This is a genomic window from Nocardioides sp. Root190 (genome assembly GCF_001428565.1).
Taxonomy (GTDB): Bacteria; Actinomycetota; Actinomycetes; order Propionibacteriales; family Nocardioidaceae; genus Nocardioides.
In genome coordinates, this window is record NZ_LMIA01000009.1 from 608,041 (window position 1) to 620,542 (window position 12,502).

Consider the following 12,502-nt stretch of genomic DNA (forward strand, 5'->3'; position numbering starts at 1 on the left):
GGAGGCCTGCCCTTCAGCAGCCCGCGGCGAGCACGTAGCAGCGCAGCGCCGGCTCCTTCGGGACCAGCGGGGCACCGCTGAAGGTGACGTTCGGGAGCACCGTGGTGAGCAGGCTCGGCAGCGCCGTCAGCACCGGCACGAAGGACGCGACGTCAGTCGGGTCGATGCCGGGCATGAAGAGTTTGGTGCAGGCCGATCGGTCGACCCGCGCGACCTGCGCAGGTCCGTCGTGGTCGAGCGCGTCCATCACGATGGCGTGCACCGTCGGGCTGACCGTGCCCATCAGGACGTGCTCGTAGGGTTCGAGCGGGCAGACGGACTGGACCTTGACGTTGCTGATCCGACCGGAGCCGGTCGTCAGCGCCGACGACGGCGCCGGGACGACCACCTCGTCGAGCATCGTGTAGACGTTCGTGTAGTCGATGCCGCTGAAGGTCTCGGCGCCGCTGTTCAACGCCTTCATGAACGCCGATCCGGCCTTCTGCTGCCACACAGCCGGGACGCACCTGGTCAGCCCGGGGATGCAGCCGAGCAGGACCGCGGTGCCGTGGTTCGAGGGAGCCATGCCGATGACCTCGGCCACCTGGGGACGCACGTCCGGCCAGAAGCGCAGCGCCCACCGGGGGCTCATGCCGCCCTGGCTGTGGCCGAGGATCGCGATCTTCCTGCCTGTGCGCTGGTGCATGGTGCGGATCGCGTGCACGAGGTACTCGGCGGCGACCTGGATGTCGCCGAAGGTGTGGAAGGGCATCGTCACGGTGCAGGTGTAGCGACCTTGGGCGGCGAACACCTTGGACCAGTTCCACGAGTAGTTCTCGACCGGGGTCACGCTCGTGGCCGGGTTGAGCAGGATCGGCCGCGGTCCGGTCGCGGGATCGCCGTGGCAGTCCAGCGCGGCGTCCAGCGTCGCGGCCGGCACCGACAGCGCAGGCCCCGGCCGGTCGAGCGGCGCGTACGACGGCGAGGTGGCCCCAGCCCGGGCCGGCGCGGCCGTCAGCGGTCCCGGTCCGGCCACGAGGGTGGCAGTGAGCAGGACCAGGCCGATCAGGATGCGTCGCACGACGTCACAACGCGGGGGCGGCCCCCGCCGTTACGTCCCCACCTTCTCCGGCAGTCCCCGGACCTCCTCGTGCATCCGGCCCCGCACGTTGGCGCGGAGCTGGACCGCCGACTCCCGGATCGCGTCCGAGATCAGCTCGTGCACGCGGGGATCGGCCAGGCCGCCCTCGACGATCCGGAAGACCGTGTCGCTGACCAGCCGGACGATGTCGTCGTGGAAGGGGACGAACTTCAACCGGCCGGTGGTCTGGTCCTCCCGGATCAGCTCCACGATCAGTGCGTCCAGCTCGGCGCGGTTCTCCTGGATGGCTGCCGCGACGTGCTCGGCGTAGTGCCCGGTCTGCACGACCGCGATCACCTCGTCGAGCACCGCGACCGTCACCGGCCGTCGGATGATGGTGACGATGGTGTCGGCGAACCGGCTGACGACGTACGCCGTCGCACGGTCCCCGAACGCCCGGTCCGCGGCCCGTCCCAGCCGGGCCAGGATCACCACGATCCGCAGCAACCGGAAGCTGCGGAAGGCCGGGTCCGAGAGCGGGATCATGCCGAGCACCTCGTACCAGTACGACCGCAGGAACCGCCATCCCATCCGGGAGCGCCGCCAGCGCCAGGCGAACTCGAGCGCGAACACCGCACAGATGGCGTAGTCGAGGCGGACCACCCGGTCGTGCACCTCGTCGCTGACGTCCCAGAACGTGATCCACACCAGCAGGGCGACCGAGACGATGGCGAGCACGAGCATCGCCCAGTCGATGAAGCTGACGGGAGGTGCCGCCGGTTTCCCGGGTCGGCGAGGAGGTCCGCTGCCGTGCGGGGTGGCGGAGGGATCTGTCGGTGCCATGAGCGCACAATAGGAGGGTGGTCCTCTACCGTGACGAAGCGATCGTCCTGCGCACCCACAAACTGGGTGAGGCGGACCGCATCATCACGTTGCTGACCAGGGAGAACGGCCGGGTCCGTGCGGTGGCCAAGGGCGTGCGTCGGACGACGTCGCGGTGGGGCTCTCGCCTCGAGCCCTTCACCCACGTCGACCTGCAGCTCGCCGAAGGACGCAACCTCGACGTGGTCACCCAGGCCGAGACCCGCGGCGCCTACGCCGCCACGATCGGCTGCGACTACGACCGCTACACCGCGGGGACGGCGATGCTCGAGACGGCAGAACGACTGGTCGTGGAGGAGCGGGAGCCGGCGCGCCAGCAGTTCGGACTGCTGCTCGGCGGGCTCAACGCCATGGCCGGGGGCGAGCGGCTGCCCGGCCACGTCATGGACTCCTACCTCCTGCGCGCCCTCGCGATCGCCGGCTACACGCCCTCGTTCGTCGACTGCGCCCACTGCGGCCGGCCTCCCGTGACCGCCACCGGCGAGCTCGGCCACCACCGCTGGTTCAACCCCTCGATGGGCGGGGTGCTCTGCTCCACCTGCCGCATCCCCGGCTCCGCGACCCCGGCCCCCGAGACGCTGACCCTGCTGGGCGCGCTCCTGGCCGGGAGCTGGGCCGTGGTGGAGGCGGCCGACCCCCGGCACGTCCGTGAGGCCAACGGCCTCGTTGCGGCCTTCGTCCAGTGGCAGCTCGAGCGGGGCCTGCGTTCGCTCGCCTACGTCGAACGCTGAGCCACCGGGCGGGGGCGGCCTGACAGACTGACGCCCGTGAGTCGCTCCTCCCGTCGTGCCCGCGCTGCTGACACCCCCCGCCGGGCCGATCCGCTGCCGCCCACGCCGCACTCCTCCGGTGCCCGCCCGCCGGCGGTCCCGGCCGAGCTGGTGCCGCACCACGTCGCGATCGTGATGGACGGCAACGGGCGCTGGGCCAAGGAGCGCGGCCTGCCGCGCACCCAGGGCCACCTGGAGGGTGAGTCGAGCCTGTTCGACGTCGTCGAGGGTGCGATCGAGATCGGGGTCAAGGCGGTGTCGGCCTACGCGTTCTCCACCGAGAACTGGTCGCGCAGTCCCGAGGAGGTGAAGTTCCTCATGGGCTTCAACCGCGACGTCGTCCGCCGCCGTCGCGAGGAGATGCACGAGCGCGGGATTCGCGTGCGGTGGGCGGGCCGGGCGCCGAAGCTGTGGAAGTCGGTGATCGACGAGCTGCGCACGACCGAGGAGCTGACCAGGCACAACGACGTCCTGACCCTCACGATGTGCGTCAACTACGGCGGGCGTGCCGAGCTCGGCGACGCCGCCAGGGCGCTGGCGCGCGACGTCGCCGCGGGCAAGGTCAACCCCGACCGGGTCGACGAGCGCACGCTCGGGCGTTATCTCTACGTGCCCGAGCTCCCCGACGCCGACCTGATCTGGCGGACCTCCGGCGAGCAGCGGCTCTCCAACTTCATGCTCTACCAGGCGGCGTACTCGGAGTTCGTCTTCAGTGACGTGCTGTGGCCCGACGTCGACCGGCGGCACCTGTGGCAGGCCATCGACACCTACGCGCGGCGGGACCGCCGTTACGGCGGAGCGGTGCCGAACGAGGTCTGACGGCGCGGCCGTCGGCCGCGCTCAGTGCTCGTCGTAGTGCCCCTCGTGCACGGCGTGGCGGTGCCCGTCGTGCACGTAGTCGACGTGGTCGTCGTGGGGGACCGCGAGGTGGCCGCAGGTCGGTCCGTGGGTGTGCGGGTGCTCGTCGCACGCGTCGTGGCCGGGGAGCTGGCCCTCGGCGAACGGTTCGCGCAGCCGCGCCCGGTGACGGGACCAGATGCCGATCGGCCAGGCGATGACGTAGCAGGCCAGGGCGAGCAGGACGATCGTCGGTCCCGGCGCGACGTCGACCTCGTACGACGCGAAGGTGGCCACGACGAGCCCGCCGACCGACGCGACGGTGCCGAGTGCCATGGCGGCGACGATGGTGGCCCGGAACGAGCGGGTCAGCTGCTGGGCGGTCGCCACGGGCACCACCATCAGGGCGGAGACCAGCAGGAGCCCGACGGTGCGCATCGCGACGGTGACGCTGACGGCGGCGAGGACCGCGACGAGCACGTTGTAGAACCGGACCTGCAGACCGGCGACGCGGGCGAACTCCTGGTCCTGGGCGACGGCGAACAGCTGGGGCGCCAGCCCGACGCACAGTCCGACGACCGCGATGGCCAGCACCATGGTGACGATGACGTCGTCGGCGGAGATGGTGGTCAGCGAGCCGAACAGGTAGCGGTTCAGGGACGCGGCGCTCTGTCCGTCGACTCCGCTGAGGAAGATGCCGCCGGCGAGGCCGCCGTAGAAGAGCAGCGCGAGGGCCACGTCGCCGTTGGTCTGTCCGCGTTCGCGGATGATCTCGATCAGGACGGCACCGAGCACGGCGACCACGACCGCGGTCCAGACCGGCGAGGTGTTGGTGAGCAGGCCGAGCGCGACGCCGGTGACGGCGACGTGTCCGATCCCGTCGCCCATCAGGGCGAGGCGCCGCTGGACGAGGAAGGTCCCGATGGCGGGCGCGGCCAATCCGGTGAGCAGCGCGGCGATCAGCGCGCGCTGCATGAACGGCAGCGAGAACAGCTCGACGGGACTCATCGGCGCTCCGGTCGGTCGATCGGTGACGCGACGACGGGGACGTGGTCGCCCCGCCCGGGGCGGTCGGGGTGGTGGTGATGGTGCGAGTGCGGTTCGCCGAGCCACGGCTGGTGGACCTCGTGGTCCTGGAGCGGGGCGCCGTCGTAGACGATGCGCCCGTCGCGCATCACGACCGCCCGGTCGACCAGTCCGGCGAGCGGGCCGAGCTCGTGGGCGACCAGGACGATGGTGGCGCCGCGGTCCTTGAGCTTGCGCAGGGTGTCGGCGAGGACCTGCTGGTTCGGGAGGTCGACGCCGGCGGTGGGCTCGTCGAGGAAGAAGAGCTCGGGCTCGCCGGCCAGGGCGCGGGCGATGAGCACCCGCTGCTGCTGGCCGCCGGACAGGTTGCTGACGGCGTCGCGGCGACGGTGCTCCAGCCCGACGACCTCGAGGGCGTCGGTGATCGCGGCCCGGTCGGCGCGCGAGAGCGGCCGGAGGAGTCGGCGGCGGGTGAGGCGGCCGGCGGCGACGACCTCCCACACGGAGGCGGGTACGCCGGCAGCGGCCGTTGCCCGCTGGGGGACGAACCCGATCCGGCACCACTCGTCGTACTCGTCGAGCGGGGTGCCGAACAGGCGGACCTCGCCGGCGACGAGGGGCCGCAGCCCGACCAGGCTGCGGACCAGGGTGGACTTGCCCGATCCGTTGGCGCCCATCAGCGCCACGAAATCGCCGCTCCCGACCTCCAGGTCGATCCCGCGCAGCACCGGGCGACCGCCGAGGGCGACACTGCCGTTGCTGATCGAGACCGCCGGGACGCCGGGCTCAGGTGGGTTCTCGGTCATCGGCACCCGTTGGCGGTCTGGATGGCGGCGAGGTTGGAGGTCATGAGGGAGAGGTAGTCCTCGCCGGAGGTGGCGTCCGAGAGTCCCTCGATCGGGTCGAGGGTGCCGTTGGTGAGGCCCAGGTCCGTGGCCAGGCCCTCGCCCAGGGCGGGCTCGAGGGGTTCGCTGAACACCGTGGTGATGCCCTCCTCCCCGATCAGTTCCTGCAGCTCGCCCAGGACGGCGCCGGTCGGCTCGGCGTCGGGGGAGAGGCCCACGATCGACGCGAGGTGCACCCCGTACTTCTCGAGGTAGCCGAACGCGTCGTGCGACACCACGATGGTGTCACGCTCGCAGTCGGTCAGGCCAGCGGCGTACTCGGCATCGAGCGCCTCCAGGTCGGTGCGCAGTGCGGCGGCGTTCTCGTCGTAGGTGTCGGCGTTCTCCTCGTCGAGCGCGCCGAGCTCACCGGCGACGGCGTCGGCGAGGGCCGCCATGCGCAGCGGGTCCTGCCAGAAGTGGGGGTCCAGGCCGCCGTGGTCGTGATCGTGGTCATGTCCCTCCTCGTCGGCGTGCTCCTCGTGCTCCTCAGCGGACTCCTCGACCGGGATGAGGTCGACGATCCCGGCGGCGTCGAGGGTCGCGCCCTCGGCGTTCTGGGCGACCGTGTCGTCCACGGCGGGCTGGAAGCCGGACTCGTAGAGCACGAGGTCGGCATCCACCACGACCGCTGTCTGCTTCACGGTGAGCTCGAGGTCGTGCGGCTCTGCGCCGGGGCTGGTGAGCAGCTCGACCTCGGTGCCGGTGCCCTCAGCCACCTCCTCCACGACCCACGCCAGCGGGTAGAAGGCAGCGGCGACGCTCACGCCGTTGCCGCTGGTCGTGTCGCCGCCGCCCTCGCTGAACGCGGAGCACGCTGCGAACGCCGGTGCGAGCAGGGCGAGGGCGGACAGGGAGACGAAGCGGGAGGACAAGCGCATGAGAATCATTCTCATATGTGCTCGTCGCTCGGTCAAATCGGTGTGCTCGCCCGGCTCACGGGACCCGCGCCGCCTGCTCCCGGCTCCCGTGGCCCCGGAGGTGGTCGATGACGACACGGCGGGTCAGCGACGGGTCCGCGCCCCAGCGGTGAGGGGTGATCCGGAGGACCCGTTGCCCGTCGTCGACCCGCAGGGGCCAGTGGCCCGACGCCTGTCCGCCTCGGCGACGCAGCTCGCGCCAGGTCGTCGTGGGCCCGAGGTCGACGGCGGGAGATCGGCGACGTCCGGTGCTCACGATCCGGTCCTCGCGGAGCTCGACAGCGGAGGGCCGGGTCGAGAGGACCAGGAGGGCGAGGGCGCCGCACAGCAATGTGGACCCGGTGGCGATCAGCACGCTGCTCCATCCGGATCCTGCGAGGAGCGCGGCCGAGCCCAGCCCCACGACCTGTCCCGCGATCGCGGCCAGCATCAGATCGGCGGCGCGCCCGGTGAGGGCCGCCGGCAGCCGGATGAGTCCGTCCTGCCGGACCAGTGGCCGGTTGCCGATCGCCATGCTGAGGCAGCCGGCGCCCAGGACGAGCAGGAGCATCGAGCCCGTGGCGAGCCAGAGTGCGCGTCCCGTGGACGACCCGATCTCGAAGTGCTCGGGATCAGCAGGGTCGACATGGACGGTGAACAGGTCACCGAGTGGTCGGTCCCAACCGCCGCGCTCCACCGTGTACGTCGTGCCGTCGACGGTGTAGCGGACCCGGTTGCACCGCGACGAGCAGGAGGTGTCCACGACCTGCGCCTCGACGCGCACCGCCTGCTCTCGGAAGGTGTCGTCGGCCCGGACCGCCTGGGGCACGAAGGCGCCCAGTGTCACGGCGCCGAGGAGCAGGACGCCGCCGAGGGCTGCGCTGCCGCGCCACCACCGCGACCGCTGACGACCGGTCCACACCCGCATTCGAACCGCCTCCTCGCCTCGCCCGCAACGATAGGCTGCTCGGGTGTTGGTGATGAACCGCTTCCGTGCCGGAGAGCGACCTGAGGAGCTGCGCGCCGACCTCGAGCACGTCCACCAGCTGCTCGCCGACAAGGCGGGGTACGTCGACGGCTCGATCGGGCGCAACCTCGACGAGCCGGACCTGTGGGTGCTGACCACGCGCTGGGCCAACGTCGGCGCGTACCGGCGGGCCCTGTCGTCGTACGACCTGAAGCTCCACGGGGTGCCCGTGCTCAGCCGTGCGATCGACGAGCCCGGCGCCTACGAGGTCGTCGAGCCCAATGCGGTGCTGAACGTCGCGGAGTCTCGCGTAACCTAGGCATTTGCTCCGCGAGTCAGAACACGTCACGCCCGGCCGCCAGTCGGGCACGTCCCACCAGAGGAATTCCAGTGGCCAAGCCGCCCCCGTCCACCGTCGACCACGTCGTCTCCCTCGCGAAGCGCCGAGGCTTCGTCTACCCCTGCGGGGAGATCTACGGCGGCACCCGCTCGGCCTGGGACTACGGCCCCCTCGGCGTGGAGCTCAAGGAGAACATCAAGCGCCAGTGGTGGCGCTCGATGGTGCAGAGTCGTGACGACGTCGTCGGCCTCGACTCCAGTGTGATCCTGCCGCGCCAGACCTGGGAGGCGTCGGGTCACGTCGCGACCTTCAACGACCCCCTGACCGAGTGCCTCTCGTGCCACAAGCGCTACCGCTTCGACCACCTCCAGGAGCAGTACGCCGAGAAGAAGGGTCTCGACGACCCGGACGCCGTCGACCTCAAGGACGTCGCCTGCGCCAACTGCGGCACCCGCGGTGCGTGGACCGAGCCGCGCGAGTTCTCCGGCATGCTCAAGACGCACCTCGGTGTCACCGAGGACGAGTCCGGGATGCACTACCTGCGCCCCGAGACCGCGCAGGGCATCTTCCTCAACTTCGCCAACGTCGTCACCTCGCAGCGGATGAAGCCCCCGTTCGGCATCGCGCAGATCGGCAAGAGCTTCCGCAACGAGATCACGCCCGGCAATTTCATCTTCCGCACCCGCGAGTTCGAGCAGATGGAGATGGAGTTCTTCGTCAAGCCGGGCGAGGACGAGGAGTGGCACCAGTACTGGATCCAGGCCCGCACGGCCTGGTACGTCGACCTCGGCATCAACCCCGACAACCTCCGCCACTACGAGCACGCGAAGGAGAAGCTGTCGCACTACTCGAAGGGCACGACCGACATCGAGTACCGCTTCAACTTCGCCGGCTCCGAGTGGGGTGAGCTCGAGGGCATCGCCAACCGCACCGACTTCGACCTCTCGACGCACGCCGAGCACTCCGGCAAGGACCTGTCGTACTTCGACCAGGCCAACAACACCCGCTACGTGCCCTACGTCATCGAGCCGGCGGCCGGTCTCTCGCGCAGCCTGATGACCTTCCTCGTCGACGCCTACGCCGAGGACGAGGCGCCCAACACCAAGGGCGGCGTCGACAAGCGCACGGTGCTGCGTCTGGACCCGCGCCTGGCGCCGGTCAAGGTCGCCGTCCTCCCGCTCAGCCGCAACGAGGACCTCACCCCGAAGGCCCGCGCCGTCGCGACCGAGCTCCGCGCCCTGTGGAACATCGAGTTCGACGACGCCGGTGCGATCGGCAAGCGCTACCGCCGTCAGGACGAGATCGGCACGCCGTTCTGTGTCACGGTCGACTTCGAGACGCTCGACGACCAGGCCGTCACGGTCCGCGACCGCGACTCGATGGCGCAGCAGCGGGTGTCCCTGGACAAGCTCACCTCCTACTTCGCCGAGCGGCTCGTCGGATGCTGAGGCGCACCCGGCTGGTGGTCGCTGCGGGCCTCGCGCTCGCAGCGCTGGCCGGGTGCGGTTCCAACCAGGGCGACGACGAGGCGGACGACGGGGACAAGGCCACGAGCCCGTCCGCGACGCCCACCACGGCGGAGCCCTATCTCGAGGTGCCTGCTGGAGTCTCGCTGACCGAGCCCGGCGCGGTGCTAGAGCTCGGGGAGTCCGGCGTGGTCGCCTTCCAGAAGCGCCAGGAGGAGATCGGCGTGCTCTCGGTGTCGGTGGACCGGATCGAGCGCACGTCCTTCACGGAGTCCTTCGACGGCTGGAACGTCAACGACGTCACCGCGGCGCGCACTCCGTACTTCGTTCGCGCGACCGTCACCAACCTCGGCGACCTCGACCTCGGCGGCTATGTCGTCGACAGCGTGCTGTGGGCCGAGGACGGCGAGAACCTCGAAGCGCCCACGGCGTACGCCTCGACGTTGCTGCCGGTCTGTCACGCGGACCCGCTGCCGACGCCCTTCGTGAAGGACGCCACCGCCGAGATCTGCCTGACCTACTTCATCGCGCCGGCCCACACCCTCCAGGGCGTGTCCTTCCAACCCTTCGGTGGACTCGACGCGATCACCTGGAGCGGTGAGCTGAGCCCGGTGACCGAGCCGGTGAAGCCCGGCAAGAAGGGTGGCAAGAAGGGCGACAAGTCGATCGAGACGCCCTCCGGCACCCCGTCCGGCACGCCGGGCGGCACGCCCAGCGCGACCTCGAGTGCCTCGGCGTCGTGACCGGTCTGCGTCTGGGGAGTCTCGAGGTCCCCACCCCGGTGGTGCTGGCGCCCATGGCCGGCATCACCAATGCCGCCTACCGCCGGCTGTGTGCCGAGCACGGAGCCGGCCTCTACGTCTGCGAGATGATCACCAGCCGCGGACTGGTCGAGGGCGACGAGACGACCAAGCGGATGCTCGTGTTCGACGACGCCGAGCAGGTCCGGTCCGTGCAGCTCTACGGCACCGACCCGACGTACGTCGGCAAGGCGACAAAGATCCTCTGCGAGGAGTACGGCGTCGCCCACGTCGACCTCAACTTCGGGTGCCCGGTGCCCAAGGTCACCCGCAAGGGTGGCGGCGGCGCGCTGCCCTGGAAGCGCAACCTGCTCGGCGCGATCCTCGAGCAGGCGGTGTCCGCTGCGGCGCCCTACGGCGTCCCGGTGACCATGAAGACCCGCAAGGGCCTGGACGAGGACCATCTCACCTACCTCGATGCCGGCCGGATCGCGCAGGACGCCGGGTGCGCCGCCATCGCGCTGCACGGCCGGACCGTCGCGCAGGCCTACTCCGGTGACGCGGACTGGAACGCCATCGCCGAGCTCGTCGCGCACGTCGACATCCCGGTCCTGGGCAACGGCGACATCTGGGAGGCCGCGGACGCGATCCGCATGGTCGAGCAGACCGGCGCCGCCGGTGTCGTCGTCGGCCGTGGCTGCCTGGGTCGGCCGTGGCTGTTCCGCGACCTCGCCGTGGCCTTCGGTCCCGAGGGCGTCGGCTCCGTCGTGCTGCCCACGCTCGGTGAGGTCACGGCGATGATGAGGCGTCACGCCGAGCTGCTGTGCGAGCACATGGGGGAGGAGCGCGGCTGCAAGGAGTTCCGCAAGCACGTCTCGTGGTACCTCAAGGGCTTCCGTGCGGGTGGCGAGCTGCGCCGTTCCCTCGGCCTGGTCGACTCCCTGGCCGCGCTCGACCGGATGCTCGCGGACCTCGACCCGAGTGAGCCGTTCCCGGTCTCCGCGCTCGGGGCACCCCGGGGACGGCAGGGTGCGCCCCGCCACAAGGTCGTGCTCCCCGAGGGCTGGCTCGACGACACCGACGGCCTCTGCGAGGGTTCGGCAGGGCCGCTGGAGGACGTGAACGAGACCACCGGGGGGTGATCGGGCTCACCCCCTGAGCGCCTTCACCAATTGATTGAAGCCTGAATCGGTGTGCTTCACTCACACGATGCCCTGGCTCCGGCTAGGGTCCTCGGGACTGTCTCTGTCAGCAACAGCAAAGGAATCAGCGCGTGGCCACCAGCCACAAGCGGGAAACCGCGCGACGTACACCGCGAGCCGCCCTTCTGGCCGGCTCCCTGGCCGCCTTGGCGACCGGCGCGGTCGTCTCTGCAGGAGTGATGAGCTCCTCTGCCCCCGACTCCGACTCCGACCTGCTCGCGGTCGACGGCTCGGCTGCGGCCGGATCGGTCCAGGACGCCACGCGCGACCTGCCGGTCATCTCCCGCAGCAGCGACCGCTCCGCCGACGCGGTCACGACCCGGCTGGACCGGATCATCGACGTGAAGGCCACGGCCACGGCCGTTGCCGGAGCCGACACCCGGCGCTGGACCACGGCCGGGCTCAACCTCTGGACGCGCCCCGACAAGCGGGCCAAGCAGGTCGGCGAGATCGAGTCCGGTGAGAAGGTCCTCGTGACCGGGCGCAAGTACGCCGACCGGGTCGAGATCGTCGTGGCGGGCAAGGCGCGCTGGGTGACCGCCGGTCATCTCAGTGCCGAGAAGCCTCCGACCCTCGGTGGCGCGTGCACCAACGGCACCACCGTGCCGGGTGGCGTCAGCGGCAACATCAAGAAGGTCCACGCGGCCGTCTGTGCGAACTTCCCAGAGATCAGTGCCTACGGCACCTTCCGCAGCGACGGCGAGCACTCGCAGGGTCTCGCGGTCGACATCATGGTCTCCGGTGCACGAGGCTGGGAGATCGCGGAGTTCGTCCGCGCCAACTACCAGGCGCTCGGCGTCAACTACGTCATCTACTCGCAGAAGATCTGGTCGGTCGACCGGTCGGGCGAGGGGTGGCGCGGGATGTCGAACCGAGGGTCGGCCACGGCCAACCACTACGACCACGTGCACGTCACGACCTACCGCTGAGCGGTCCCGGCGTCGGGGTCGTGCTCAGTGCCCGTCGCGCCAGGCGACCTGCAGTCGCACGATGTCGCCGCCGATCTGGCGCAGCAGCACCAGACCGCCCGCGCGGTCCTCGGGCAGGAAGCCGACCTTGATCCGGCCGTGGCGGGTGAAGACCTCGGTCGCCACCACCTCCCAGTCGCGCGGTGCGTAGACGACGCGGTCGATCCGGCCTCGTGGGAAGTGGTCGACCAGGTGCGGGATCTCCCGCGTGAGGTCCCGACTGTAGGGACACCACAATCCGCTCGGCGGGGCGCCGGTGGACGCCGGCGTCAGCTGGAGGCGGAGCACGCCGAGCGGCTGGGCCACCCGGTGCGGGTAGGGAAAATCGGGGGCACCCATGGCGCCGCCTCTCCTGGCAGTCGACGGCCCCGGCGCGAGTGCACCGGCGTCCGTTCGACCTGAGGTGATCCTACGTCGCCGTCCACCACCGAACCCACGGATCGAGGAGGACGCCGATAGGG

14 protein-coding genes are annotated in these 12,502 nt (G+C 70.8%); 7 read left to right on the forward strand and 7 right to left on the reverse strand.

The features are described 5' to 3' along the window. Positions 1-13 precede the first annotated feature (13 nt). Together ASE01_RS12715 and ASE01_RS12720 are read right to left on the reverse strand one after the other, a co-directional pair. Complete coding sequence (locus tag ASE01_RS12715; protein WP_056751967.1) at positions 14-1,060, reverse strand: lipase family alpha/beta hydrolase; 1,047 nt, start codon at positions 1,058-1,060, stop codon at positions 14-16. 30 nt (positions 1,061-1,090) lie between these two features. Then, positions 1,091-1,903 carry an ion transporter gene (locus tag ASE01_RS12720; RefSeq protein WP_056751970.1) on the reverse strand — a complete coding sequence of 271 codons (813 nt, stop codon included), beginning with the start codon at positions 1,901-1,903 and terminating at the stop codon, positions 1,091-1,093. Positions 1,904-1,920: 17 nt separating this feature from the next. On the opposite strand from ASE01_RS12720, the gene recO reads away from it, so the two are divergent. Next, a complete protein-coding gene (gene recO, locus ASE01_RS12725; RefSeq protein ID WP_056751974.1) occupies positions 1,921-2,673 on the forward strand; it encodes a DNA repair protein RecO in 753 nt (250 codons plus the stop codon). 36 nt (positions 2,674-2,709) lie between these two features. After that, the gene (locus tag ASE01_RS12730; protein WP_082606014.1) at positions 2,710-3,531 is read left to right on the forward strand and encodes an isoprenyl transferase; all 822 of its coding nucleotides are present in this window, start codon (positions 2,710-2,712) and stop codon (positions 3,529-3,531) included. Between the two features lie 21 nt (positions 3,532-3,552). Here the strand turns inward: ASE01_RS12730 and ASE01_RS12735 are convergent, their stop codons facing one another. Genes ASE01_RS12735 through ASE01_RS12750 form a run of 4 tightly spaced genes read right to left on the reverse strand, consistent with a single transcriptional unit; the run spans position 3,553 to position 7,286 of the window. Continuing rightward, on the reverse strand, positions 3,553-4,557 hold the full coding sequence (locus ASE01_RS12735; protein WP_056751977.1) for a metal ABC transporter permease: 1,005 nt from the start codon (positions 4,555-4,557) through the stop codon (positions 3,553-3,555). After that, the gene (locus ASE01_RS12740) at positions 4,554-5,381 is read right to left on the reverse strand and encodes a metal ABC transporter ATP-binding protein (RefSeq protein WP_056752246.1); all 828 of its coding nucleotides are present in this window, start codon (positions 5,379-5,381) and stop codon (positions 4,554-4,556) included. The genes ASE01_RS12735 and ASE01_RS12740 overlap by 4 nt, the downstream gene beginning before the upstream one ends. Next, entirely contained in the window at positions 5,378-6,340 is a 963-nt protein-coding gene (locus ASE01_RS12745) for a metal ABC transporter substrate-binding protein (RefSeq protein WP_056751980.1), read from the reverse strand. The genes ASE01_RS12740 and ASE01_RS12745 overlap by 4 nt, the downstream gene beginning before the upstream one ends. Positions 6,341-6,395: 55 nt before the next feature. After that, a complete protein-coding gene (locus ASE01_RS12750; RefSeq protein ID WP_056751983.1) occupies positions 6,396-7,286 on the reverse strand; it encodes a DUF3592 domain-containing protein in 891 nt (296 codons plus the stop codon). A 52-nt stretch (positions 7,287-7,338) separates the two neighbouring features. Between ASE01_RS12750 and ASE01_RS12755 the strand changes: the two genes are divergently transcribed. From ASE01_RS12755 to ASE01_RS12775, 5 genes are all read left to right on the forward strand, one after another. After that, positions 7,339-7,644: an antibiotic biosynthesis monooxygenase gene (locus tag ASE01_RS12755; RefSeq protein WP_235535981.1), complete on the forward strand. Its 306-nt coding sequence runs from the start codon at positions 7,339-7,341 to the stop codon at positions 7,642-7,644. Positions 7,645-7,715: 71 nt separating this feature from the next. After that, complete coding sequence (locus ASE01_RS12760) at positions 7,716-9,113, forward strand: glycine--tRNA ligase (protein WP_082606016.1); 1,398 nt, start codon at positions 7,716-7,718, stop codon at positions 9,111-9,113. Further along, positions 9,107-9,874, forward strand: coding sequence for a hypothetical protein (locus ASE01_RS12765; RefSeq protein ID WP_056751986.1), 768 nt, complete (start codon positions 9,107-9,109; stop codon positions 9,872-9,874). The genes ASE01_RS12760 and ASE01_RS12765 overlap by 7 nt, the downstream gene beginning before the upstream one ends. After that, positions 9,871-11,013: a tRNA dihydrouridine synthase DusB gene (dusB, locus tag ASE01_RS12770; protein WP_056751989.1), complete on the forward strand. Its 1,143-nt coding sequence runs from the start codon at positions 9,871-9,873 to the stop codon at positions 11,011-11,013. Before ASE01_RS12765 ends, dusB begins: the two co-directional genes overlap by 4 nt. A 239-nt stretch (positions 11,014-11,252) precedes the next feature. After that, entirely contained in the window at positions 11,253-12,002 is a 750-nt protein-coding gene (locus ASE01_RS12775) for a hypothetical protein (RefSeq protein ID WP_056751993.1), read from the forward strand. 24 nt (positions 12,003-12,026) lie between these two features. On the opposite strand, the gene ASE01_RS12780 is transcribed toward ASE01_RS12775, so the two are convergent. Next, positions 12,027-12,380, reverse strand: a complete 354-nt coding sequence (locus tag ASE01_RS12780; protein WP_056751996.1) for a DUF5994 family protein — start codon at positions 12,378-12,380, stop codon at positions 12,027-12,029. Positions 12,381-12,502 lie beyond the last annotated feature (122 nt).

Bases quoted from the DNA above. Each gene is read 5' to 3' on its own strand.
- ASE01_RS12720 (WP_056751970.1), bottom strand. From the start codon at position 1,903: ATGGCACCGACAGATCCCTCCGCCACCCCGCACGGCAGCGGACCTCCT.
- ASE01_RS12735 (WP_056751977.1), bottom strand. From the start codon at position 4,557: ATGAGTCCCGTCGAGCTGTTCTCGCTGCCGTTCATGCAGCGCGCGCTG.
- ASE01_RS12740 (WP_056752246.1), bottom strand. From the start codon at position 5,381: ATGACCGAGAACCCACCTGAGCCCGGCGTCCCGGCGGTCTCGATCAGC.
- ASE01_RS12745 (WP_056751980.1), bottom strand. From the start codon at position 6,340: ATGCGCTTGTCCTCCCGCTTCGTCTCCCTGTCCGCCCTCGCCCTGCTC.
- ASE01_RS12750 (WP_056751983.1), bottom strand. From the start codon at position 7,286: ATGCGGGTGTGGACCGGTCGTCAGCGGTCGCGGTGGTGGCGCGGCAGC.
- ASE01_RS12755 (WP_235535981.1), top strand. From the start codon at position 7,339: ATGAACCGCTTCCGTGCCGGAGAGCGACCTGAGGAGCTGCGCGCCGAC.
- ASE01_RS12765 (WP_056751986.1), top strand. From the start codon at position 9,107: ATGCTGAGGCGCACCCGGCTGGTGGTCGCTGCGGGCCTCGCGCTCGCA.
- ASE01_RS12775 (WP_056751993.1), top strand. From the start codon at position 11,253: ATGAGCTCCTCTGCCCCCGACTCCGACTCCGACCTGCTCGCGGTCGAC.
- ASE01_RS12780 (WP_056751996.1), bottom strand. From the start codon at position 12,380: ATGGGTGCCCCCGATTTTCCCTACCCGCACCGGGTGGCCCAGCCGCTC.